General features: G+C 71.6%; 19 protein-coding genes and 1 riboswitch. Of the genes, 9 read left to right on the forward strand and 10 right to left on the reverse strand.

Annotated features, from left to right (window positions below; genetic code table 11):
• Positions 1-162 precede the first annotated feature (162 nt).
• Positions 163-924: an aminoglycoside phosphotransferase family protein gene (locus tag ACTRO_RS38540; RefSeq protein ID WP_034271250.1), complete on the reverse strand. Its 762-nt coding sequence runs from the start codon at positions 922-924 to the stop codon at positions 163-165.
• Positions 921-1,265 (reverse strand): DUF952 domain-containing protein, encoded by a 345-nt coding sequence (locus ACTRO_RS38545; RefSeq protein ID WP_034271252.1) that lies wholly within the window; start codon positions 1,263-1,265, stop codon positions 921-923. The genes ACTRO_RS38540 and ACTRO_RS38545 overlap by 4 nt, the downstream gene beginning before the upstream one ends.
• Before the next feature lie 147 nt (positions 1,266-1,412).
• Between ACTRO_RS38545 and ACTRO_RS38550 the strand changes: the two genes are divergently transcribed.
• Positions 1,413-1,910: a hypothetical protein gene (locus ACTRO_RS38550; protein ID WP_157436686.1), complete on the forward strand. Its 498-nt coding sequence runs from the start codon at positions 1,413-1,415 to the stop codon at positions 1,908-1,910.
• 355 nt (positions 1,911-2,265) lie between these two features.
• Here the strand turns inward: ACTRO_RS38550 and ACTRO_RS38555 are convergent, their stop codons facing one another.
• The 6 genes from ACTRO_RS38555 to ACTRO_RS38580 form a co-directional block, all read right to left on the reverse strand.
• Entirely contained in the window at positions 2,266-3,321 is a 1,056-nt protein-coding gene (locus ACTRO_RS38555; RefSeq protein WP_034271258.1) for an Ldh family oxidoreductase, read from the reverse strand.
• A 60-nt stretch (positions 3,322-3,381) separates the two neighbouring features.
• Positions 3,382-5,079 (reverse strand): thiamine pyrophosphate-dependent enzyme, encoded by a 1,698-nt coding sequence (locus ACTRO_RS38560; protein WP_034271261.1) that lies wholly within the window; start codon positions 5,077-5,079, stop codon positions 3,382-3,384.
• A gap of 19 nt (positions 5,080-5,098) precedes the next feature.
• Positions 5,099-5,968: an amidohydrolase family protein gene (locus tag ACTRO_RS38565; RefSeq protein ID WP_034271264.1), complete on the reverse strand. Its 870-nt coding sequence runs from the start codon at positions 5,966-5,968 to the stop codon at positions 5,099-5,101.
• 72 nt (positions 5,969-6,040) lie between these two features.
• Positions 6,041-7,252, reverse strand: coding sequence for an L-2-hydroxyglutarate oxidase (gene lhgO, locus ACTRO_RS38570; RefSeq protein ID WP_034271267.1), 1,212 nt, complete (start codon positions 7,250-7,252; stop codon positions 6,041-6,043).
• A 2-nt stretch (positions 7,253-7,254) separates the two neighbouring features.
• Positions 7,255-8,715, reverse strand: coding sequence for an aldehyde dehydrogenase family protein (locus ACTRO_RS38575; RefSeq protein ID WP_211244557.1), 1,461 nt, complete (start codon positions 8,713-8,715; stop codon positions 7,255-7,257).
• A gap of 158 nt (positions 8,716-8,873) precedes the next feature.
• The gene (locus ACTRO_RS38580) at positions 8,874-10,127 is read right to left on the reverse strand and encodes an ROK family protein (protein ID WP_034271273.1); all 1,254 of its coding nucleotides are present in this window, start codon (positions 10,125-10,127) and stop codon (positions 8,874-8,876) included.
• 272 nt (positions 10,128-10,399) lie between these two features.
• Between ACTRO_RS38580 and ACTRO_RS38585 the strand changes: the two genes are divergently transcribed.
• The 6 genes from ACTRO_RS38585 (at position 10,400) to ACTRO_RS38610 (ending at position 17,469) form a co-directional block, all read left to right on the forward strand.
• Entirely contained in the window at positions 10,400-11,962 is a 1,563-nt protein-coding gene (locus tag ACTRO_RS38585) for an MFS transporter (protein ID WP_034278682.1), read from the forward strand.
• Between the two features lie 129 nt (positions 11,963-12,091).
• Entirely contained in the window at positions 12,092-13,879 is a 1,788-nt protein-coding gene (locus ACTRO_RS38590; protein ID WP_211244558.1) for a tannase/feruloyl esterase family alpha/beta hydrolase, read from the forward strand.
• A gap of 108 nt (positions 13,880-13,987) precedes the next feature.
• Entirely contained in the window at positions 13,988-14,722 is a 735-nt protein-coding gene (locus tag ACTRO_RS38595) for a PIG-L deacetylase family protein (RefSeq protein ID WP_034271276.1), read from the forward strand.
• On the forward strand, positions 14,719-15,453 hold the full coding sequence (locus tag ACTRO_RS38600; RefSeq protein ID WP_034271280.1) for a 4-carboxy-4-hydroxy-2-oxoadipate aldolase/oxaloacetate decarboxylase: 735 nt from the start codon (positions 14,719-14,721) through the stop codon (positions 15,451-15,453). Before ACTRO_RS38595 ends, ACTRO_RS38600 begins: the two co-directional genes overlap by 4 nt.
• Complete coding sequence (locus ACTRO_RS38605) at positions 15,446-16,492, forward strand: PrpF domain-containing protein (RefSeq protein WP_034271283.1); 1,047 nt, start codon at positions 15,446-15,448, stop codon at positions 16,490-16,492. Before ACTRO_RS38600 ends, ACTRO_RS38605 begins: the two co-directional genes overlap by 8 nt.
• 14 nt (positions 16,493-16,506) lie before the next feature.
• Positions 16,507-17,469 (forward strand): catechol 2,3-dioxygenase, encoded by a 963-nt coding sequence (locus ACTRO_RS38610; protein ID WP_034271286.1) that lies wholly within the window; start codon positions 16,507-16,509, stop codon positions 17,467-17,469.
• Between the two features lie 113 nt (positions 17,470-17,582).
• On the opposite strand, the gene ACTRO_RS38615 is transcribed toward ACTRO_RS38610, so the two are convergent.
• Together ACTRO_RS38615 and ACTRO_RS38620 are read right to left on the reverse strand one after the other, a co-directional pair.
• The gene (locus ACTRO_RS38615; RefSeq protein WP_034271289.1) at positions 17,583-18,488 is read right to left on the reverse strand and encodes a transketolase family protein; all 906 of its coding nucleotides are present in this window, start codon (positions 18,486-18,488) and stop codon (positions 17,583-17,585) included.
• A gap of 56 nt (positions 18,489-18,544) precedes the next feature.
• On the reverse strand, positions 18,545-19,198 hold the full coding sequence (locus ACTRO_RS38620) for a transketolase (protein ID WP_051452609.1): 654 nt from the start codon (positions 19,196-19,198) through the stop codon (positions 18,545-18,547).
• A gap of 134 nt (positions 19,199-19,332) precedes the next feature.
• Between ACTRO_RS38620 and soxR the strand changes: the two genes are divergently transcribed.
• Both soxR and ACTRO_RS38630 read left to right on the forward strand, forming a co-directional pair.
• Positions 19,333-19,812: a redox-sensitive transcriptional activator SoxR gene (gene soxR / locus ACTRO_RS38625; RefSeq protein WP_034271292.1), complete on the forward strand. Its 480-nt coding sequence runs from the start codon at positions 19,333-19,335 to the stop codon at positions 19,810-19,812.
• 336 nt (positions 19,813-20,148) lie between these two features.
• Positions 20,149-20,300, forward strand: a riboswitch (cyclic di-AMP (ydaO/yuaA leader).
• Positions 20,301-20,308: 8 nt separating this feature from the next.
• Positions 20,309-21,217, forward strand: coding sequence for a LysM peptidoglycan-binding domain-containing protein (locus tag ACTRO_RS38630; protein WP_051452054.1), 909 nt, complete (start codon positions 20,309-20,311; stop codon positions 21,215-21,217).
• Positions 21,218-21,562 lie beyond the last annotated feature (345 nt).

Raw genomic sequence — 21,562 nt, forward strand, 5'->3', positions numbered from 1 at the left:
AGGGCCCGAGCCGGAGGCGTGATCTTGAAACCGCAGGCCGCCCCACCAACGCAACGGGTGGGCGGGTGGTCAGACGAGACGGGCGACGCGAAGCGGCCGCCCCCAGCACGACGACCACCACGACCCGACAGGCCACCACACCCACGAGCATTCAGCCGATCATCATTCGCAGTAGTCGATCAGATGCCGGTTCGCCCGGCTCCAGGCGACCCGCTCGCGCAGTTCGTCCAGATGGCCCTCCGCGACCCAGGTCGCCTGGGGTTCGTGGCCCTGCTCGGCCAGCCGGGCGACGGCGCCGACGTCGTTCTCCTGAACCTCGATGACGGCGTCGACCAAGCCCGTAGTGTCGGTCAGGCCATACGCGGTGGCGAAGACTTCGAGCCGGCGCCTGCGGTCTGGCGGCTCCGGGTAGCGCAGCCAGCGTAGGCACGTGGCGTCGTCGCGGAACGGGGCGGTGTATTCGAGTGCGTAGGCGACGTCGTGCAGGCGCGGCGCCGGCCGGGCGTGGTCCCAGTCGATGAGGCCGATCGGCCGCAGGCCGTCCCACACCGCGTTCCACGGCCCGAAGTCGCCGTGGCAGACGACCTCGCCGTCCGCGACGCCGCCAGCCTTGGAAGACCACTGAGTCGTCGCGGCGGGACGGTAGCCGGCGACGGCGTCGTGATAGTCGCGCAGCATGTGCGCGAACGAGATCAGCCCTCTGTCATCGACGACTTTGGCCCAGCCATCTGGCCCTGACTCGCCCTCGATCCAGGTCAACACCTCCCGGCCCAGCTCATCGAAGCCGAGCACGCGCGGTGAGCGTTCGTAGCCGACCGACTCCAAGTGGCGCAGCAGGTCGTGAACCGCCGGCGTCCACGGCGCCGCGGGCCGGTGCACCGTGTTCCCGATCCGCTCGACCCGGCCCAGATCTCCCGTAGTCACGCGGCGAACTGGAACTTCCCGTCCGGCCCGCGCTCGAGCGGCAGCACGCCCGTCACCGCGTCGGGGTTGATCGGCCCGTAGATGTGCGGGAACGGCAGGTCCACGCCCGGCGCCGGCTCGTAGCGCACCTTGGAGACCAGCCGGTCGGGGTCGATGACGAGGAGGATCAAGCCGTCGTCCTCGCTGTAGAAGCGGTTCGCCACCCAGGCGACCTGCGACGCCTGGCTGGCGTGGATGAACCCTTCCTCGGCCAGCGTGCGGCCCTTGGAGGAGAACGTGTAAGAGCCCGCAGACTTGGCCGCGTCCCAGTCGGCTGGGAAGGCGATGTGGTAGATCGGCACGGTGCGAGCTTATCTCCGACCCGGCGGATGACGGCACGGCGGCGCGGCGGGCGGACCGGTGCCGGAGAACCCGAGAGGCCGGTGGTTCCCCGCCCCGAACTGCGAATCGGCCAGTGTCGGGAACGCGTGCGCGTATAGTTACCGAATGTGACTTACGACGAGGCTAATCCTGCGCGATTCGCCGCAGTGCCGGTCACGGTGCCGGGTCAAGACAGGATCCTGGCTCGGCGCCGTGATTTGGTCGTTGCGGTCAACAGTGTATGTGCCTACCCGCGTGCCGTCACATTCCAGCTCTTCATCAAAACACGGTTCGAAGATGGCGAGTCGCCCAATCTCGCCTTCAAGATGCCGCACCTGCTCCAGCCGGGTAACTTCGAGTTCGGAACCGACATCCGCGACGCCACCGGAGACTGGAAGTCCGTAGAGCCGAACTTCGCGGGCGGCGGAGGCGGCGGCTACGGGGAGCCGCATGGAATCAGCACCTATGAGTTCAAGTGGTGGGTGTCGTTCTCGTCCGATGTCCAGGGTTTCCGGCTCCGGTGTGTATGGGAGGAGCGGGGCGTTCCGGAGAGCACCGCAGAGCTCGACGTACGGCAGCTCCATGAGGCGGCGCGAGCGGCTGGGCCGGCCTGGTCTGATGACTGACTGAAGCCATGTGGGCGTGAACACCAAGACGAAGCGGATCATGCGGCGGATCCACGGCCGGGTAGGTTCTAGGCGACACGGGCCGGTCCGAGGACGCCGTCGTGGGGAGCCGCGGCGAGGTTGCGCGTCGCGCGGGCGTCAGCGATGCCGCCGGTGTGGCTGTGGGGTTCGGGCGTCTCCCCGTCGACGCCCCGAGGGATGGCAGACCGGTGCGGTGCGCCACAAGCACCCGGCCCGAGCCCGCCATGCGTCGAGGGGTGCGCCGCACCGCACCGGCCCATCATGGCTACGCTCGCCGACGAGGAGACGCCCGAACCCCACAGACCCACCGTCACCTCGGCTCAGCTGTCCTGCGTCACGCCAACTCCTGCGGCACCGCCACGCCCTTGTCCGCGGCGAGCTGCGCGAGCTGGTCGACCAGCTTGCGGGGGAGCGGGACGCCGGCGGCGGAGCGCTCGTCGAGGGTGTGCGCGCCGCGCTCGCCGGGGACGAGGATGCCGGCGTCGGGGTCGGCCTTCGGCAGGGCCTTGATGGCGTCGACGGTGTCGTCGACGATCGCGCGGAACTCCTCCACCGGGGCGAACGCGGCGATGTCGATCGCCATCAGCAGCGCGTTCTGGCGGTGCCGGCGGCCTTCCTCGGTGCCGGAGTGGTAGCCGGTGACGATCGGGTTGCCGGTCAGGCCGCCGGCGAGCATCTCGAACAGCAGCGACATGCCCGCGCCCTTGGCGCCGCCGACCGGCAGCGGGATCGCGGCCTCGGCCGGGTCGGTGGTCGGCCGGCCGTCGCGGGTGATGGCGGCGCCTTCGGGCAGCTCCTTGCCCTGCGCCTTGAGCTGCGCGATCCGGCCGAGCGCGATCACCGCGGTGGCCATGTCCAGCAGCACGGTCGGGTGCCGGCCCGCCGGCACGGCCACCGACAGCGGGCTGGTGGCGACGGCCGAGGCGTTGCTGCCGGGGTAGGCCATGTTCGGCACGCCGGCCACGATGCCCATGCCGGCCATGCCGTACTGGGCGGCGCGCTCGGTGTAGTAGCCGATCGCGCCGGTGTGGACGGTGCCGCGCACGGCCACCCAGGCGGCGCCGGCCGACCTCGCCATGCTCACCGCCTCGTCCATGGCCCGGGTCAGCGCGACCGGGCCGGGGGCGGCGTCGGCGTCGAGGACGGCCACGGCCGGACGCAGGATGTCGACGTCTATGTTCGGCCTCGGATTCGCCTGGCCGTTCTCGAACAGCTCCAGGTACCGGGGGACGCGCGAGACGCCGTGCGAGTCGACGCCGCGCAGGTTCGCCCACACGAGCACGTCCGCCACCGTCTCGGCGTGCTCGCGGGAGACGCCGTAGGCGCCGAACAGGTCGGTGACGAGGGTGCGCAGGCTCTTGTCCGGCACGGTGACACGGGGTTGGGGCATATCAGTCTCCTCGCTCGGTGGCGATTCTTCGGTGCGGGTGCGGGTGCGGGTGCGGGGGTGTCAGCGGGTGACGCGGACGTCGACGATCGCGGTGATGCCGGAGCGCACCGACTCCATGGCCTTCTCCAGGCCCGCGCGCAGCTCGTCCGGGTCGCTCAGGGTCATCCCGAGCATCCCGAACGGCCCGGCGAGCGCGGCGAGGTCGGGCTGTTCGGACAGGTCCACTCCGTGGAAGTCGGCGTGCCGCACGGACGCGCCGTCGGGGTAGAACCGCAGGTGGTTGAGTTTCATCGACAGGTACTGGCGGTTGTTGAACACCAGGATCAGCAGCGGCAGGCCGAGGCTCTTGGCGGCGCTGAGCGACTGGACGATCGGGTTGTAGAGGAACGAGCCGTCGCCCACCGTCAGCGCGACTTCGCGGTCCGGGTCGGCCAGCTTCACGCCGAGCGCCACGCCGATGCCCTGGCCGAGGCCGCCCTGCACGTAGCTGTAGCGCCCCGGGCGGTCGGCCTTGAGCCGCTGCTGCACGATCCGCGCGTGCGTGATGGTCTCGTCGATCACCGCCGCGTCCGGATCGAGCAGCTCGCGCAGGACGTCGACCACTGCGGCCGGGTCGATGCCGGAGCCGGCCGGCCTCGACGAGGCGGCAGCCGCAGCCGGTGCCCCAGCCGAAGCGGCGTGTGCCTCAGCCTCGCGCGCGGCCACGAGCTCCGCGTCCACGCCCGCCTCGCGCACCGCTTCCGTCAGGGCCGTGAGAGTCGGGCCGATGTCGCCCTCCAGGTACTGGTCTGCGCCCAGGACCTGGTAGTCGACGTGGGGACGGTGCGGTACGTCGTCGATCACCAGCACCCGCGAGTGCGCGGGCCGGTTGCTCGGTGGGTAGTACGGCGCCCGGCAGCACACCAGCACGATCAGGTCGGCCTCGGCGAACAGCGCCGTGGCGTCCCCGCCGTGGTGCAGTCGGTGCGTGCGCGGGAAGTTCGCACACACCGCGGACTGCGGCTCCACCACCGGGATCGCCAGCGCCTCGGCGAGCTCGACCAGGGCCTCGAAGCCGCCCGGGTGCCGGCCCGCCGACTCCGTCACGATGACCGGTCGGCGCGCCGCGGTCAGCAGCGAGGCGGCCTGCTCGAGCTCCGCCCGGGTGCTCACCCGCGCGCCGGGCTCCGGCACCGGGCGCGCCGCGGCCGGGCGGGTCCACGGCTGCAGCAGCACCTCCATCGGGATGTTGAGGTACACCGGGCCGGCCGGCGCCCGCCGGGCCAGCTCGGCCGCCCGCACGATGTGCCCGTACGCGGTGGAGACGTCCCCGACCTGCGTCGCCCACTTGGTGAACGGCGCCGCGACGGCCTGCGGGCCGCCCACGACGGAGAGGTTGCGATACCACTGCGAGCCCGGGTCGGTGCCGGTCTCGCCGTAGCCGGTGGACTCGGCGGAGGCCACCACCATCGGCACGCCGGTCAGCAGGGCGCCGTGGATGCCGTTGGCGCCCTGCAGCAGGCCGGGGACGGCGTGCAGCAGCACGAGCTGGGGCCGCCCGGTGGCCAGGGTGTAGCCGGTGGACATGGCGACCGCGAGGGTCTCGTGCATCAGGTCGATGTAGCGCGGCCCGGCGACGCCGTCCCGCCGCTGCCGGGCCAGCGCCTCCCACACCGGGGCCCACTCGGAGCCTGAGGAGCAGAACACGACGTCGACGCCGAGGTCCCGGCAGGCGGCGAGAACGGCCTCGCCGCCGTCCGGCTGTGCTGATTCGGTCATGGTCCCGTCTCTTCCCGTGCTACTTCGCGGCGTCCGGCACCGGCCAGCCGAGGACCTCGCAGATCCCGCGACCCATGATCCACTCGAGCTGCTCCTCGGAGAAGCCGAAGTGCTTGGTGAACTGCTCGATCGTGTCGGTCCAGGTGATGCCGTGGCCCATCAGGCGGGTGATGTCGGTGCCCCAGAAGGCGCGCTCCGGGCCCATCTTGTCCACGACCTCGTGCACGTACTTGGCGATGTTGAGGTTCGGGAACGGCTGGGTGGAGTAGCCGGGGATCGCGGAGACCTTCACGTGGATGTTCGGGTGCTTGCACAGGTCGGCGGTCTCCTGGACCCAGTAGCCGATCGCGTCGTCCACGCAGCGGGCCATGATGCCCATGTGGTCGATGATGAGCTTCAGGTCCGGGTGGCGCTCGGCGATCTGGCCCAGCTCCGTCTTCCAGATCGGCGCGTGCACCATGGTCACCAGGCCGAGCTCCTCGGCCAGCGGCCAGTACCAGTCGTTGGTGCCGTCGATCATCCAGTTGCGGTCGATCGGCCGGTGGAAGGTCAGCCGGGTGCCCTTGACGTGCGGGTTGGCGGCCAGCTCGTGCATCAGGGCCGCGCCCTCCTCGGGCTTGTTCTGCGGCACCCGGGCCATCACGCCGAAGCGGTCCGGGTGGGCTTCGCAGGCCTCGAGCGCGTAGTCGATCCGGTCGCCCTCCCAGGACGGCGGCAGGATCAGCGCGCGGTCCACGCCGGCCTCGTCCATCAGGCTGAGCGCCTCTTCGTAGCTGAACGCCTCCTCGCGGTGCCCGTTGAGCCGGATCCGCTCGCGCGCGCCGGGGACCCAGGGGCGGTCGGGGGTCTCTTCCTTCCACACGTGGATCTGGGTGTCGACGATGAACATGCGGTCCTCGCTTCCTTCGTTCTGGTGTTTTCGGGTGGATCACCGGGATGCGGTGCGATGGGGGAGGGCCGGTCAGCCGGCGCGGCGGACCGGAAGCCGGCCGACCACGTGTTCGGCGATGGCCAGGCTGGAGGTGGCCGCCGGGGAGGGGGCGTTGCGCACGGCCGTGATCGGGCCGAGCGTGTTGATCCGGAAGTCGTCCACGAGCGAGCCGTCGCGGTCGACCGCCTGCGCGCGGATGCCCGCGGGGGCCCGCACCAGGTCACTCGGCGTCAGATCGGGCACGTACGCCCGGGCCGCGTTCGTGAACGCGCGCTTCGAGAGCGATCCGCGCATCTCGCCGAGGCCCATCTTCCAGTGCTGACGGAAGAGCCGGAGCGTGCCCGGCCAGGTCAGCGTCTGGTACAGGTCGCGCGGGCTGACGTCGCGGCGTAGGTAGCCCTCGCGGGCGAGCGCGAACACCGCGTTCGGACCGACGTCGACCATGCCGTCCATCCGCGGCGTCAGATGCACGCCGAGGAACGGGTAGGCCGGGTCCGGCACCGGGTAGACGAGTGCTCTGACGAGGTCCGTGCGCTCCGGGCGGAGCCGGTAGTACTCGCCGCGGAACGGGATGATCGCAGGGCCCGGATCGTCTCCGGCGAGCTTGGCGACGGCGTCGGACTGCAGGCCCGCGCACAGGATCAGCCGGTCGAAGACGTGCCGCTCGCCATAGCCGTCGTGCACGGCCACCTGCTCGCCGGCGCGCTCGATCCGGGTGACGGAGTGGGAGAGCAGCACCTGGCCGCCCAGCTTGACCACGTCCTCGGCCAGCGCCCGGGCGACCTGCCGGTAGTCGATGATCGCGGTGGTGGGGGAGTGCAGCGCCGCCCGGCCGCGCACATGCGGTTCAAGCTCGCGCAGACCGGCCGGGTCGAGCCAGGTCACGCCGGGCACGCCGTTGGCCGCCGCGCGCTGCTGCAGGTCGCGGAGCCGGGCCACCTCGACCTCGTCCCGCGCGACGATCACCTTGCCGATCTCGCGGTACTCGATACCGTGCTCGGCGCTGAACTCGCGCAGCAGCTCCACGCCGCGCCGGCACAGCTGCGCCTTGAGCGAGCCCGGAGTGTAGTAGATCCCTGAGTGGATCACGCCGGAGTTGTGGCCGGACTGGTGCGCGGCGACCCGGTCCTCCTTCTCGAAGACGGTCACCTGAGCCCCGGTCAGCTCGGCCAGCCGGCGGGCGACGGCGAGGCCGACCAGGCCCGCGCCGACGACGCCGATCCGCTGTGCGTCAGTGCTCATCGTCAGGCTCCGTACCGGATCGCGACGGTCTTGACCCGGCTGTAGAAGCGCAGCGCCTCGGCCCCCTGCTCCTTGAACGGCGAACCGGAGGCGCCGAAGCCGCCGAAAGGCAGGTGCACGTCCCAGCCGGGCGTGGGCAGGTTCACCGCGATCTGGCCGGCCTCGACCCGCCGGGCGAACTCGTGCGCGCGCTGCAGGCTGCCGGTGAACACCCCGGCGGCCAGGCCGTAGACGGAGTCGTTCACGGCGGCGATCGCCTCGTCGAGGCCGTCGACCACGCGCACCGCGGCGACCGGACCGAAGACCTCCTCGCGCCAGATCGCCATCTCCGGCATCACGTCGCGCAGCACCGTCGGCAGCACGTAGCAGCCGTGCTCGTAACCGGCCTCGGTCGGGGCGCAGCCGCCGGCCGCGAGCACGGCGCCGTCGGCCTGGGCCCGGGCTATGTGTTCGAGCACGTCGTCGCGGTGCCGGCTGCTGACCAGCGGGCCCATCGTGGTGCCCGGCTCGCCGCCGGGGCCGGGGCGCAGCGCCTGGGCGACCTCGACCAGCCCGGCGATCACCTCGTCGGCGACGGCCCGGTCCACCACGACCCGGCTGGTGGCGGTGCAGCGCTGGCCGGCCTGGCCGAACACGGCCGCGGCGACGGTCGGAATGGCCAGGGCGAGGTCCGCGTCGTCGAGGACGGCGGTGGCGTTCTTGCCGCCCATTTCCGTCTGCAGCCGCACGTCGCGCCCGGCGAGCTGGCGCTGCAGCGAGCGGCCGACCTCGGTGCTGCCGGTGAAGGAGACTGCGGCCGGCCGCGGGTCCTCGAGCAGCGCGTCCGAGATCCGGCTCGCCCGGCCCAGCGCCACGCCGAGCACGCCGGCGGGCAGGCCCGCGTCGTGCAGCGCGCGGGCCAGGTGCAGTGCGACCAGCGGGGTCTCGCTGGCCGGCTTGAGCACGATCGCGTTGCCGGAGATCAGCGCCGGCGCGGCCTTGCGCGCCGGGGTGAGCAGCGGGTCGTTCCACGGGGTGATCAGGCAGACGACGCCGAGCGGCTCGGTGCGCGCGCTGGTTTCGGTGCCAGGCCGCGCGTCGTGCAGCAGTTGCCCGTAGGGCTGCCGCGCCCAGGAAGCGTAGTAGTCGAAGAAGTCGGCCGCCTTGCCGACCTCGCCGTCGGCCTCGGCCCGGGTCTTGCCCATCTCGGCCACCAGGTCGGCGGCGATCTGCGCCGCGCGCTCGCGCAGCAGCGCGGCGGTGCGCACCATGACGGCGGCGCGCTCCAGCGGCGAGGTGGCGGCCCACGTGGCGGCGCCGCGCTCGGCCGCGTCGTAGAGTTCGGCGATCTCGGCCGCGTCCATCTCGGGTACCCGCGCGACCACGCGCCGGGTGTCGGCCGGATCGACCACGTCGATCGCGTGCCCTTCGCGCGGCTCGCGCCATTCGCCGCCGACCAACCGCGGCATCGTCCTGACTGACATCAACGCTCTGCTCTCCCGCTTTCTCGTTCGGCAGGGTTGTGCAGAGCGTAGGAGCGGAGGCAGGGGCGTCGAAATGGGTGAATGCGCAATCTAAGCTGTACCCGGCGGCGCCGCGGCGCGCCGAAGCCGAGCTCAGCGGCTTGATCAGGCGGAATGGATCAAGGAGCCGGCACCGCTGCGGCGGGTGTGAGCAGCGGCACGCCGGCCGGGTCGTCGAGCACCGTCTCGCAGCCGTAACGCAGCGCGCCCCGCACGGTCGCGTCCGCGCCGAGCAGATCCGTGCTGATCAACGGCTCGTCGGTGGGGGTGACCGCGCGCCGGCCGGCCAGGTGCCGCAACACGTTCGGCACCAGCCAGTCCGACCAGTCGGCCAGATGGCCGCCGAGCACCACCTGCTCCGGGTCGGCCACCCGGGAGACCGCGGTCAGCGCGGTGGCCAGGGCCCGGGCGCCGGTCTCCAGCGCGCGCACCGCGGCCGGGTCGCCGCCGCGCAGCCGCCGGTCGAGCTCGTCCCGGCCCGCGCCCGGATCCGCTTCGTAGGCCGCCGGATCGAGGCCCGCCGACTGCAGCAGGGCGCCCAGGCCGAGGTAGGTGACCAGGCAGCCGTGGTCGCCGCACTTGCAGGCCGGGCCGTCGAAGGAGACCGGGATGTGCCCGAACTCGCCGGCCATGCCGTGCCCGCCGGTCTGCACCGCGCCGTCCGCGACGAGGCCGCCGCCGATGCCGCTGTCGGATCCGCGCAGGTAGGCGAAGACCCGCGGGGCCGCGCCGGTGCGGTCCATCAGTGCCCGGTACTCGGCGAACGCGGCCATGTTGGCCTCGTTGACCACGCTGAGCGGGAACGCGCTCGCGGCGGGGTCGGCCCGCACCAGCGCGCGCAGGTCCACCCGGCGCCAGCCGAGCAGGATCGAGTCGGCCACGATCTCGTCCTCGATCACCGCGCCGGGCACGGCCAGCACCACCCGGGCCAGGTGCATCCGCTCCCGGCCGCCGCCGCGCGCCGCGGCGAGCCCGTCCCGCACCACCTGCCCGATCTGCCGGGCCACCGGGCGCGGATCGCCGTACGCGGCGCCGTGCGCCCGCTCGTCGCGCCAGAGCACGGTGGCGTCCAGGTCGGTGGCGGCGGACACCAGCCGGCCCGCGGTCACCTGGATCGCCAGTGCGACCACCCGGCCGGGGGCGAGTTCGAGCAGCCGGCGCGGGCGGCCGCGGCTGCCCGAGGAGGCCAGGCCGACCTCGTGCACCAGCCCGTTCGCGATCAGCTCCGCGGTCAGCGCGGTGATCGAGGCGTGCACCAGGCCGGTGGCCTCGGCCAGTTCGGTGCGGGCGCACGGGCCGTGCGCGGCGACGTGCCGCAGGACCAGGGAGAGGTTGCGGCGTCGGACGTCGGCGGTGTCGACCGGGCTGTTCACGGCTCTGATTGTGGCGGATCCCGGTGTGAACAGGGGCGGGAGGGCTGCGGCCACAATATTTCTCACCCTGAAGAATATAGACCGCCCCTGCGCCCCATGCCGCATCCGGATCTTGATGAAGATCGCCGCGATTCCCGCTGTCCGCCCGGCGCACAGCCCGGCCTCGTCACGGAATCGTAATATCTCGACTGTTGAAATAAATGAGTCCGTGCGGCCATACTCCTGGCACCGGCGGCCGCATGCCCCGGGATCACAAAGACGTGAAGGACGCCATGTCGAACCAAACTCGTGCCTCCGGCACCGACCGCGGCCCGCTGCGCGCGGGCACGGTCGCCGCCGCCCTGTTCGCGGTTTGCCTCGCCCAGATCGGCCTGGCCATGCCGGCCACGCTGAACGGAACCTTCCAGGAGGTGTTCAACCCCACCAACTCGCAGCTGACCTGGATATCCGACTGCTCCCTGCTGCCGATCACGGTGCTCGAGCTGACCTGCGGTGTGCTCGGCGACCTGTTCGGACGCAAAAAGCTGCTCATGGGCGGCGCGCTCATGCTGGCCGTGGGCGAGGCCGTCGCGGCCTCCGCGCACGGCGTGAGCGTGATGTGGATCGGCCAGATCATCGCGGGCATCGGCTGCGCCGCGCTGTTCCCGACCACCCTGGCCATGCTCGTCGCGGGCGACCGCTCGCCGGCCCAGCGCGCCAAGATGATCGCCATCTGGGCCGCCATCCTGTCCACCGGCAACTTCATCGCGCCGCTGCTCGGCGGCATCACCGCCACCTACTTCAACTGGCGCGTCGCCTTCATCGTGGTGGTCGTGCTGGCCGTGGTGGACGCCGGCATCACCTACTTCACCGCGCAGGACTCGCGCTCCCCGCAAGGACGCTCGCTCGACCCGGCCGGCCAGACCACGATCGGCCTCGGCCTGTGCGCGCTGCTGTGGGGCGTGATCCAGGGCGCCGGCGACGGCTGGGGCAACCCGATGGTGGTGGGCGCGTTCGTGCTCTCCGCCGTGTGCATCGCCGCCTTCATCCTGATCGAACTGCGCGTGCCCAACCCGCTGCTGCGCCTGGACCTGTTCAAGAACCGCAACTTCGCCCTCGCCGCGCTGGTCACCGTGGTCGGCATGTTCGCCTTCCTCGGCACCGCCTACGCCATCAGCATCCGGATGGGTCCGATCCAGGGCCAGTCCTCGATGCGCACCGCCTTCGCGTTCCTGCTGCTGAGCGGTCTGACCATCTTCCTGCTGCCGCTCACCCACCGGCTCATGGCCACCCTCGCCCCGCGCTGGGTGCTCGGCCTCGGCTTCGTGCTGATGGGCGTCGGCGACATCTGGGCCGGCCAGCTGCCGATCTCGGACAACACCCTGCCCGCCCTGATCGTGCCGATGGGCCTGGTGGGCATCGGCTTCAGCTTCGCCGTCTCCGCGGTCACCGCGACCGTGGTCGAGACCGTGCCGCACAGCCTCGCCGGGATGGCCTCGGCCACCACCAGCATGCTGCGCGACTTCGGCTTCACCCTCGGCCCGGCCGTGATCGGCGCCATCGCCACCGCCAAGGCGGTCAGCGGCCTGACCGGGCAGCTGCACGCGGCGAACCTGGCCGCGGCGGACCTCGGCAAGGCCCAGGGCATCCTGTCCGGCGGCGGCCCGCTGGCCGTCGAGCACGCCGACCCGACCGTCTCCGGCCTGGCCGTGAGCTCGCTCGGCGACGCGTACAGCCTCGGCTTCACCGTCTGCGGCATCGCGGCGCTGGCCTGCTGCCTGATCACCGTGCTGCTGCTGCGCGGCCAGGCGGCCGAGTCGGCCGAGGAGCCCGAGCTCGCCGTCGCCCCGGCGTAGCCGGCGGGCATCAGACGACCCGGCCCCGGCCGTCCTCGAGACGGCCGGGACCGGTGCCCCCCTCGCTCCCGGGCCAACGGGGCGAGGGATGGATCCTCCTGCTCAACGTCCTGCAAACAGGGAGAACCCTTGCGATTCAGCATAGCAACCGACGAACACGCCGCCGACGGCGTGGCGCCCCGGCGCCGCCGCCGCTGGCCGGTGGTCACCGCAGTCGCGGCCGCGGCCACCCTCGCCGCGGGCCTCTACGCCGGCGGCTCCGAGGCCGCGAGCGGCCCGGCCGCCTCCGGCATCGCGCCGGTGCAGACCTGCGCGCAGGCCCAGGGAATCAACCTCCTGAGCCTCGCCGGGGCCAACACCCAGATCACCTCCGCGACGGCCGTGACCGCCGCGGACAACCCGACCGGCAAGTGGGACGCCTGTGAGGTCCAGGGCATCATCGCGCCGGAGACCCACTTCACCCTCTACCTGCCCACCACCACCTACGCGGGCGAGTACCTCCAGGAGGGCTGCGGCGGCGGTTGCGGCAGCGTCGGGACCGGCGAGCCCGCGGCCGCCTACGACTGCGCCCAGTCCACCGCCGGGAACTTCGCCGTCGCCGCGGACGACGAGGGCCACGAAGGCGACGGCTTCACGGTCATGGCCTTCCAGGACCCTGAGCTCAGGGCCGTGTTCGGCTACTCGTCCGAGCACCAGCTGGCGCTCGCGTCCAAGGCGATCATCAAGGCCTTCTACGGCAGCGCGCCGAGCGACTCCTACTTCGACGGCTGCTCGGACGGCGGCCGCGAGGCCCTGATCGAGGCCCAGCGCTACCCGACGGACTTCAACGGCATCGTCGCCGGTTCGCCCGCGTCGGTGCAGACCGAGCTCAACGCTTTCGAGGAGGCCTGGAACGCCCAGGCGAACACGGCGGCGGACGGCACGGCGATCATCGCCAACGCCGACCTGGCCCCGCTGCACGACGCGGTGCTCAAGGCCTGCGGCAGCGCCACCGACGTCGCCCTCGGCTACCTCAGCGATCCGCTGGCCTGCAAGTGGAATCCGGCCGGCATCGCGTGCAAGACCGGCCAGACCTCGACCGCGAGCGACTACTGCCTGACGGCCGCTCAGGTCGAGACCGTGAACAAGCTCTACTCCGGCCCGACCGACGCCCAGGGCCAGCTGCTCTACCCGGGTTACGAGGTGCGCGGCTCCGAGCTGAACTGGGCCGGCTGGATCGTGCCGTTCGGCGGGAACCAGGAGACCGGCGCGCTCGACGCCAACATCGGCACCTCCGCGTGGCAGAGCTGGGTCACCCCGACCGGCACCTTCGACGGAGGCGCCACGTACATGGACGTCAAGTTCACCAAGCAGAACTTCGAGAAGCTCACCGCCGCCAACGACGGTGAGCTCGACGCGACCGACCCGAACCTCTCGGCGTTCGAGAAGGCCGGCGGCAAGCTGATCCTGTGGGCCGGCTACGCCGACCCGGCGATCAACCCCGCCGGCACGATCTCGTACTACCAGGCCGTGACCAAGACCATGGGCGGTCTGGCCGCGACGGAGAAGTTCGCCAAGCTCTACCTGCTGCCGGGCGTCGCCCACTGCGGCGGCGGCCAGGGTCCGTCGGACTTCGACGCCCTGACCGCGGTCACCCAGTGGGTGACCAAGGGCCAGGCGCCGAACAGCCTGCTGACCACGCTGACCGGCCAGTCCGGCAACGTCACCGCGACCCGCCCGGTGTACGCGTACCCGTACATCGCGGCGGACACCACCGGCGGTTCGCCGACCGAGGCCGCGAGCTACACGCCGAAGCTGTCCACGGCCGAGCAGAACCTGAATGTGCAGTGGCTCGGTTCCTTCCGCTCCGGCTACGAGACGGTCAGCGGCTGGGTCAACGGCCAGTGGGTCACCCGGCCCGCGGACCTGGGCCGCTGAGCGGCACAGAGCACTGATGCGCCTTGATCCGGACCGTACGACGACGATCACTGAGGCGGCGTCGTACGGTCCGGTCGCGGCCGCGGAAGAACGAGGAGAAAAGGGAAGATGGCGGAGAAGACGGATGCGCTGCTGGTCGTGAGCGCGCACGCGGGTGACTTCGTGTGGCGTTCCGGCGGTGCGATCGCGCTGGCGGCTTCGCGGGGGCAGCGGGCGAAGGTGGTGTGCCTGTCGTTCGGGGAGCGGGGCGAGTCGGCGAAGGCGTGGCTGGCCGGCAAGAAGCTCGAGGAGATCAAGGCTCTGCGCCGCGCGGAGGCCGAGGCCGCGGCCGAGGCGTTGGGCGCGGAGATCGAGTTCTTCGACGCGGGCGACTATCCGCTGCTGGAGAGCGCGGAGCTGGTCGACCGCCTCGTGCACGTCTACCGCGAGGTGGCGCCGACCGTCGTGCTGACGCACACGTTGTCAGACCCCTACAACGGCGATCACCCGGCCGCGGCGCGGATGGCGATCCAGGCGCGGATCCTGGCGCAGGCCATCGGCTACGAGGCGCCGGGTGAGCCGTTGGGCGCGCCGCCGCTGTTCTCGTTCGAGCCGCACCAGTCGGAGCAGTGCGACTTCAAGCCGAATGTGCTGCTGGACATCACGCCGGTGTGGGAGCGCAAGGAGGCTGCGATGCAGTGCCTGCCGGCGCAGCAGCACATGTGGGACTACTACACGGATCTGGCCAAGCGCCGGGGCGTGCAGCTCGAGCGCAACGCGGGCCCGAATCTGGGGCTGGGCAAGAACACCCGGGCCGAGGCGTTCATGCGCCACTACCCGCAGACCACGAGGGAACTGTCGTGACCAGCGCCCGTTCAAGCCGTGTCGTCGTCACCGGCGTTCCGCGCCCGCCGCTGGAGCAGCTCGACGAGTTCGCCGGGTTCGGCGTCGCCACTGTGCACGAGGCGCTGGGCCGGGTCGGGTATCTGGGTCCTGATCATCGGCCGATCCAGCCGGACGTGCGGGTGGCCGGGTCCGTGGTCACGGCGCTGTGCTGGCCGGGGGACAACCTGATGATCCACGCGGCGGTCGAGCAGTGTGCGGAGGGCGACATCCTCGTGGTGGCAACGACTTCTCCGTGTTCGGACGGCCTCTTCGGCGAGCTGCTGGCCACCTCGCTCGACGCCCGTGGTGTACGAGGCCTGATCATCGACACCGGCGTGCGCGACACGTCGGAGCTGCGCGCGATGGGCTTCCCGGTCTGGTCGCGGCACGTGAGCGCGCAGGGCACGGTCAAGGCCACCGCGGGCGCGGTCAACGTGCCGATCGCGGTCGGACGGCAGACGGTGTATCCGGGTGCTGTGATCCTCGCCGACGACGACGGTGTGCTCACCTTCCCGGCCGCGGACCTGCCTCGCGCGATCGAGGCGTCGAAGGCCCGCGAGGCCAAGGAGCAGGCCACCCGCGAGGCCCTCGCCGGCGGACAGCTCGGCCTCGACCGCTACAACCTCAGGCCCCTGCTCGCGAACCTCGGCGTCGAGTACGTCACCTACGACGACTACATCGGCGGGGGAGGCGAGCGGGCGCATGGGTGAGCGCGGCATACCCTGCATCCTGATGCGTGGCGGCACGTCGAAGGGCGCGTACTTCCTCGCCGCCGACCTGCCCGCGGACCGGAAGACGCGCGACGACCTGATCCTGCGGATCATGGGCAGCCCCGATCCCCGGCAGATCGACGGCATCGGCGGCGCGCACCCGCTCACCAGCAAGGTCGCCGTCATCGGCCCGTCCACCCGCGCCGACGCGGACGTCGACTACCTGTTCCTGCAGGTCGGCGTCGGCGAGGCGTTCGTCACGGACAAGCAGAACTGCGGCAACCTGCTCGCCGGGGTCGGCCCGTTCGCCGTCGAGCGAGGGCTCGTGCCGGCCGCGGCGGAGCGCACCTCCGTGCGCATCCACCTCGTCAACACCGGCGAGTCGGCCACCGCGACCTTCGCCACCCCCGATGGCGCGGTCGACTACGCCGAGCCGGTGCTGCTCTCCTTTGCCGCACCCGAGGGCAAGCCGCTGCTGCCCACCGGCCGCGTACGCGACGAGATCGACGGGTTCCGCGTGACCTGCGTCGACAACGGCATGCCGACGGTGGTGCTGGTGGCGGCCGACCTCGGCGTCAGCGGCTACGAGACGCCGGCCGAGCTCGAGGCGGACGAACGCGTCGCCGAGCGGATCCGGCGGATCCGGGCCGGCGCCCTGGACCGGATGGGCCTGGGCGACGCGCCGTCGCTGCCGAAGATCACCCTGCTCGCGCCCGCCCGCGACGGCGGCACCGTCAGCACGCGCACCTTCATCCCGGTGCGCTGCCACGAGGCCATCGGCGTGCTCGGGGCCGTCAGCGTCGCCACGGCGCTGCTGCTGCCCGGGGCCGTCGGCGCCGACCTCGCCGGCCCGGTGGAACCAGGCCGACCCCTGCGGCTCGAACATCCGACCGGCGCGGTGGACGTGTCGGTCGAACTGGATCCCGGCGCGCCCGCAGACCGCCCGCGCACCCGCCGAGCCGGCCTGGTGCGCACAGCCCGCAAGCTGTTCGAGGGCACCGTCCACCCCCGGCCGTCGCAGCACACTGCCAGCAACTGAAGGAAAACCCCGCCATGACCACCCCCTCGCCCTTCCACGAGATCGCGCACCTCGGCCACGTCGAACTGCTCACCCCGCAACCCGAGGCGAGCCTGCGGTTCTTCACCGAGATCATGGGCCTGCGCGAGTGCGCCCGCGACGGCGACTCGGTCTACCTGCGCACCTTCGACGACTACGAACACCACAGCCTGATCCTCACCGCGTGCGCGACCTCCGGCATCCGCCGCACCGCGCTGCGCACCTGGAGCGCCGAGGCGCTCGAACGGCGCGCGGCCGCGATCGAGGCGGCCGGCCGCGGCATCGGCTGGCGCGAGGGCGGGCACGGCATCGGCCGCACCTACGCGTTCCGCGACCCGGACGGCCACGAGTTCGAGCTCTACTGGGAATCCGAGCACTACCGGGCGCCCGAGGCCTCCCGTCCGGCGCTCAAGAACCAGGCCGAGGCCAAGCCCGCCTACGGCGTCGGCGTGCGGCGCCTCGACCACGTCAACTACCTCGCCGCCGACGTCGCGGCGAACGGGCGCTTCCAGCGCGACGTGCTCGGCGCGCGCACCACCGAGCAGATCCAGCTGAACGACGGCCGGATCGCGGCGCAGTGGCACCACTTCGGCAACAAGTCCTACGACCTGGTCTATACCGAGGACTGGACCGGGAGCGAGGGGCGGCTGCACCACATCGCCTTCGCCACCGACACCCGCGAGGAGATCCTGCGGGCCGCCGACGTCTTCCTGGACGCCGGCGTGTTCATCGAGACCGGCCCGCACAAGCACGCGATCCAGCAGACCTTCTTCCTGTACGTCTACGAGCCCGGCGGCAACCGGATCGAGCTGTGCAACCCGGTCTCCCGGCTGCTGCTGGCGCCCGACTGGAAGACGGTGACCTGGACCGAGGCCGAGCGGGCCAAGGGTCAGGCCTGGGGGCTGAAGACGATCGAGTCCTTCCACACCCACGGCACCCCGCCGGTCCAGGTCGACTGAGCCGGCCGACTGAGCCGACTGAACGCGCCGGGCATCCGGCGCGTATATATAGTCGCGACACCGGCGCGCCTCGGGCAGGGGTGCGCCGGTGTCCTCGTGTCGGGGCGGGTTCTTCAGCCCAGGAATGCTCCGATCCGCTGCCGCAGCGAGGCCGGGTCGAGGCCGTGCGCCACGGCGTGCTCGGCCGGCGTCCCGTAGCGGCGCAGTTCCTGCCGCGCCACGCCGAGGCCGAGCACCCGGTGCGGCGTGTCCAGCAGCGCCTCGTCCACGGCGTGGCTCGACGTGCCGGCCAGGTACGGCTCGACCAGCACCACGTCGGCCGTCGTGGCGCGTGCCACCGCCGAACGCAGGCTCTCGACGTCGAACGGTCGGACGGTCGCGGCGTACAGCACGGTGACGTCGAGGTCTGCGACGGCCTCGAGCACCGGGTCGAGCAGCGGCCCGACGGCCACCACGACCCCCGAAGCGTCGTCCGATCCGCGCTTGACCACGGCCATCCGGCCCGGTTCGACCGGCCGCGGCGCGCGGTTGGTCTCGCCGGACAGCCGCAGGTAGACGCGTCCCGTCCCGGCCGCGGCGTCGCGCAGCAGGACCTCCGTCTCGTCCGGGTGGCCGGGGACGTGCACGGTCCAGCCCTCCAGGGTGTCGAGCAGCGCGACGTCGGCCGGCGACTGGTGGGTGCGCCCCATGTACGCCATGTCGTAGGACGCGCCGTAGCTGACCAGCACCGCGCCCACGTCCTGGTGGCCGAGGTCCAGCTTGACCTGCTCGAACGGGCGCTCGATGAGGAACGAGGGGAAGGTGTGCGCGATCGGGCGCAGGCCGGCCAGGGCCAGCCCGCCGGCCACCCCGACGAGCAGCTGCTCCCTGATCCCGACGTTCAGCACCCGGTCCGGGTGCTTGGCCTTGGCCGGGTCGAACTGTGTGGCGGTGATGTCGGCCAGCACGACGGCGAGCCCGGGGTCGGCGTCGAGCAGGGCGGTGGTGGTGCTGACGAAGCGCTCCCGCATGGTGTCCACGATCGGTTCTCCAGTTTGTCAGTGTGCGAATAAAGTGGTAGAGGTATCGGGTGGTACTACGCGTCCTTGGGTTCGACCACCGCGATCACCGCGCGCGGGCGGCCGGGGTGGGGTGCGGTGAAGGCGGCCTCCAGCGCGTCGTGGTCCCGGCCGCTCACGGTCACGGTGGACCAGCCCTCGCGCTCGAACCGGGTGGCGATGCCGCCGGACCACCCGTGCGTGGCCGACTGGTTGTCGATGACGACGGCGGTCAGTCTCTCCAGGCCCACGGCCCCGGCGTAGGCGATGGCCTCGTGGTTCGAGCCCTCGTCGAGTTCCGCGTCGCCGAGCAGCGTGACCACGCGCTGCGTGGCCAGTCCGCGCGCCCGCAGTCCCAGCGCCGTGCCCACGGCCAGCCCGAGCCCGTGCCCGAGCGAGCCGCTGCCGATCTCCACGCCGGGCACCAGCACCCGGTCCGGGTGGTGGCCGAGCGGGGAGTCGAAGGAGCCGAAGCTCCGCAGCCACTCCTCGGGGATGAAGCCGAGCGCGGCCAGCACGGCGTAGTAGGCCACCGGGCCGTGGCCCTTCGAGAGCAGGAAGCGGTCGCGCAGCGGGTTGTCCGGGTCGCCCGGGTCCAGTCCCTTGAGCACGCGGGTGTAGAGCACCCACAGCACGTCGAGGGTGGAGGTCGCCGCCGGCCCGTGCTTCTCGTCGCCGGTCATCAGCGCCATCAGCCGGCGCGGCTCGTCGAGCCGGGCGCCGGAGCCGATCGCGTCCGCGATCGCAGTGTTCGAGTTCGTGTTCTCCATGCCCCCAAGCCTGCAACTTCAAGTCAGCTTGAAGTCAAGCGATAGGATCCGCGTTCATGCCCGTGCTGGAATCGCGCCTGACCATCGGCGAACTCGCCCGCCGCGCCGGGGTGGCCACCTCCGCGCTGCGCTACTACGAGCAGGTCGGGCTGATCGTCTCCGAGCGCACCGCCGGCGGCCAGCGCCGCTACGCCAGGGCCATGCTCCGGCGGGTCGCCTTCATCCGGGCCGCGCAGCAGGTGGGCCTGACCCTGGACGAGGTGGGCGCGTCGCTCGCCCGCCTCCCGGCCGAGCGCGCGCCGAACAAGGCCGACTGGAACTCCGTCTCGCACACCTGGGTGGCCCGGATCGACGACCGCATCGCAGAGCTCGAAGGGCTGCGGGACCGGCTCACCGGCTGCGTCGGCTGCGGCTGCCTCTCCCTGCGCACCTGCCGCCTCTACAACCCGGGCGACACCGCCGCCACCCACGGCGCCGGCGCCCGGTGGCTGCTCGGCGACACCCCGCCGGACGGGGCCGGGATCGCCGCCGAGTAGCCGGTGCGGCACTTTACGTCATTAGGTGAATGACTAAGCCGTTTTCCTCACCTTCCGCATCGACCGCGTCACTATTCTGATGTACGCAGCGTAGTTCAATGGTCGCGCTGTGTCTGAAAAATACTGCACGGGACGCGATGATAACGTCACTCCGCGTGATCGACGCTGCGTATCCGGTTATCGAAATGCCATCTGACCTGGCCGTTCGCACGGTATGCCACGAAATCATAGCGCTTCGTGTCGTTACCTGTTTTTCTCGCCAAATGGTCATTTGCCCGGTTTGCATGTGCTTAAGTTGATCCAGGCGTTGCTGAACAGCCAAGGAAATCCATGGCGGCAGCGCCTCCGCCGAATCCGTTGCGGAGCGTAGAACTCCGCGGAGCCGGGGACCCATGTCCCCCGGGGTGAATCCGTGCCCACGGCACGGTAGGGCGACCTCTTACGCCCGAACCCGTCAGCTAACCCGGCAGGCGGCCTGAAGAGGAAGAGCGAAGTCTTGACGTTCCACCGTCTGTCCCTGTCCGCCCCTGCCCGCAAGCGTGTCCGGACCGTCACCCTGAGTGCCGCCGTGATCGCCGGCGTGGCGATGCCGACGCTGGCCCAGGCTGCGACGATCGGTTCGACCCACACTCCGACGCAGCAGACCGCGCAGGCCGCCTCCGGCACCACGGCCACCGCGACCAACGTGTCCGACTCGACCCCCACCTCGAGCGACACCACCCGCTACACCGTCGTCGCCGGCGACACCCTGTTCGGCATAGCCAAGAGCAAGCTCGGTAACGGCGACGACTACCACAAGCTCTGGAACCTGAACAAGGACCGCACCGAGTCCGACGGCGCCAAGTTCACCAACGAGGACCTCATCCAGATCGGCTGGACCATCCTGGTCCCGTCCGGCAGCGCGTCCTCCACCTCGAGCGACTCCGCGACCACCGCCACCACCTCCTCGTCGGCGGGTTCGGACCAGTCCTCGACCGGCTCCAGCGCCTCGAGCAACTCGTCCGCCAAGGCGTCTTCGAGCACCAGCTCGTCCTCGAGCACGGACTCGACCACCACCTACGCGGACAACCTGGACGGCTGGATCAACCAGGCCATCTCGATCCTGAACGCGCACGGCTACTCGGTGTCCTACAACGCGATCTACCAGACCGCGATGAACGAGTCCTCCGGCAACCCGAGCGCCGAGAACGGCTGGGACTCCAACGCCGCCGCCGGCACCCCGTCGATCGGCCTCATGCAGATGATCCAGCCGACCTTCGACGCCTACGCGCTCTCCGGCTACAACGACATCTACAACCCGGTCGACAACATCATCTCCGCGGTCATCTACGCGCAGGCCACCTACGGCGGCCTGGACAACGTCGTCGCCGCCCGCTGCGGCGGTTCGTGCTGGTACGGCTACTAAGCCGACCAGTCCGGCTTGACCTGACACCGGCCGCACCGGCCCGACCGCACCCGCGACGCTCCCCGAGCGCCGCGGGTGCGGTCTTTCGCGTGCGCGCTCACTCCGGCGGCCGATTCCTCACATGATTCAGTGATCACAATTGCGCTCGCCGGACGGGCTGACGCGGCCAGGTTGGCCCGGCCGGCGGCCTCCGCGTGCGAGTATGCGGGCGAAACCCGAAGCAGGGCCTCGTCGCCACAAGGCCCGTCCCGCGGCCGCGTCCCGTGCGCGGCCGCGGGTTGCCCGCGGACGCCGCGCTCGCCGGCCTGCGTCCGCTCCCCGCACCCGCACCGCCGCGTCCGACGG

Origin of the sequence: Actinospica robiniae DSM 44927 (genome assembly GCF_000504285.1) — a bacterium.
GTDB classification, from domain to species: domain Bacteria; phylum Actinomycetota; class Actinomycetes; order Streptomycetales; family Catenulisporaceae; genus Actinospica; species Actinospica robiniae.

Excerpts from the sequence above, each read along its gene's own strand:
- soxR (WP_034271292.1), top strand. The coding sequence starts at position 19,333 with ATGCCCGTGCTGGAATCGCGCCTGACCATCGGCGAACTCGCCCGCCGC.
- ACTRO_RS38555 (WP_034271258.1), bottom strand. The coding sequence starts at position 3,321 with ATGCCCCAACCCCGTGTCACCGTGCCGGACAAGAGCCTGCGCACCCTC.
- ACTRO_RS38560 (WP_034271261.1), bottom strand. The coding sequence starts at position 5,079 with ATGACCGAATCAGCACAGCCGGACGGCGGCGAGGCCGTTCTCGCCGCC.
- ACTRO_RS38565 (WP_034271264.1), bottom strand. The coding sequence starts at position 5,968 with ATGTTCATCGTCGACACCCAGATCCACGTGTGGAAGGAAGAGACCCCC.
- ACTRO_RS38605 (WP_034271283.1), top strand. The coding sequence starts at position 15,446 with ATGGGTGAGCGCGGCATACCCTGCATCCTGATGCGTGGCGGCACGTCG.
- ACTRO_RS38585 (WP_034278682.1), top strand. The coding sequence starts at position 10,400 with ATGTCGAACCAAACTCGTGCCTCCGGCACCGACCGCGGCCCGCTGCGC.
- lhgO (WP_034271267.1), bottom strand. The coding sequence starts at position 7,252 with ATGAGCACTGACGCACAGCGGATCGGCGTCGTCGGCGCGGGCCTGGTC.
- ACTRO_RS38620 (WP_051452609.1), bottom strand. The coding sequence starts at position 19,198 with ATGGCGCTGATGACCGGCGACGAGAAGCACGGGCCGGCGGCGACCTCC.
- ACTRO_RS38595 (WP_034271276.1), top strand. The coding sequence starts at position 13,988 with ATGGCGGAGAAGACGGATGCGCTGCTGGTCGTGAGCGCGCACGCGGGT.
- ACTRO_RS38575 (WP_211244557.1), bottom strand. The coding sequence starts at position 8,715 with ATGTCAGTCAGGACGATGCCGCGGTTGGTCGGCGGCGAATGGCGCGAG.
- ACTRO_RS38610 (WP_034271286.1), top strand. The coding sequence starts at position 16,507 with ATGACCACCCCCTCGCCCTTCCACGAGATCGCGCACCTCGGCCACGTC.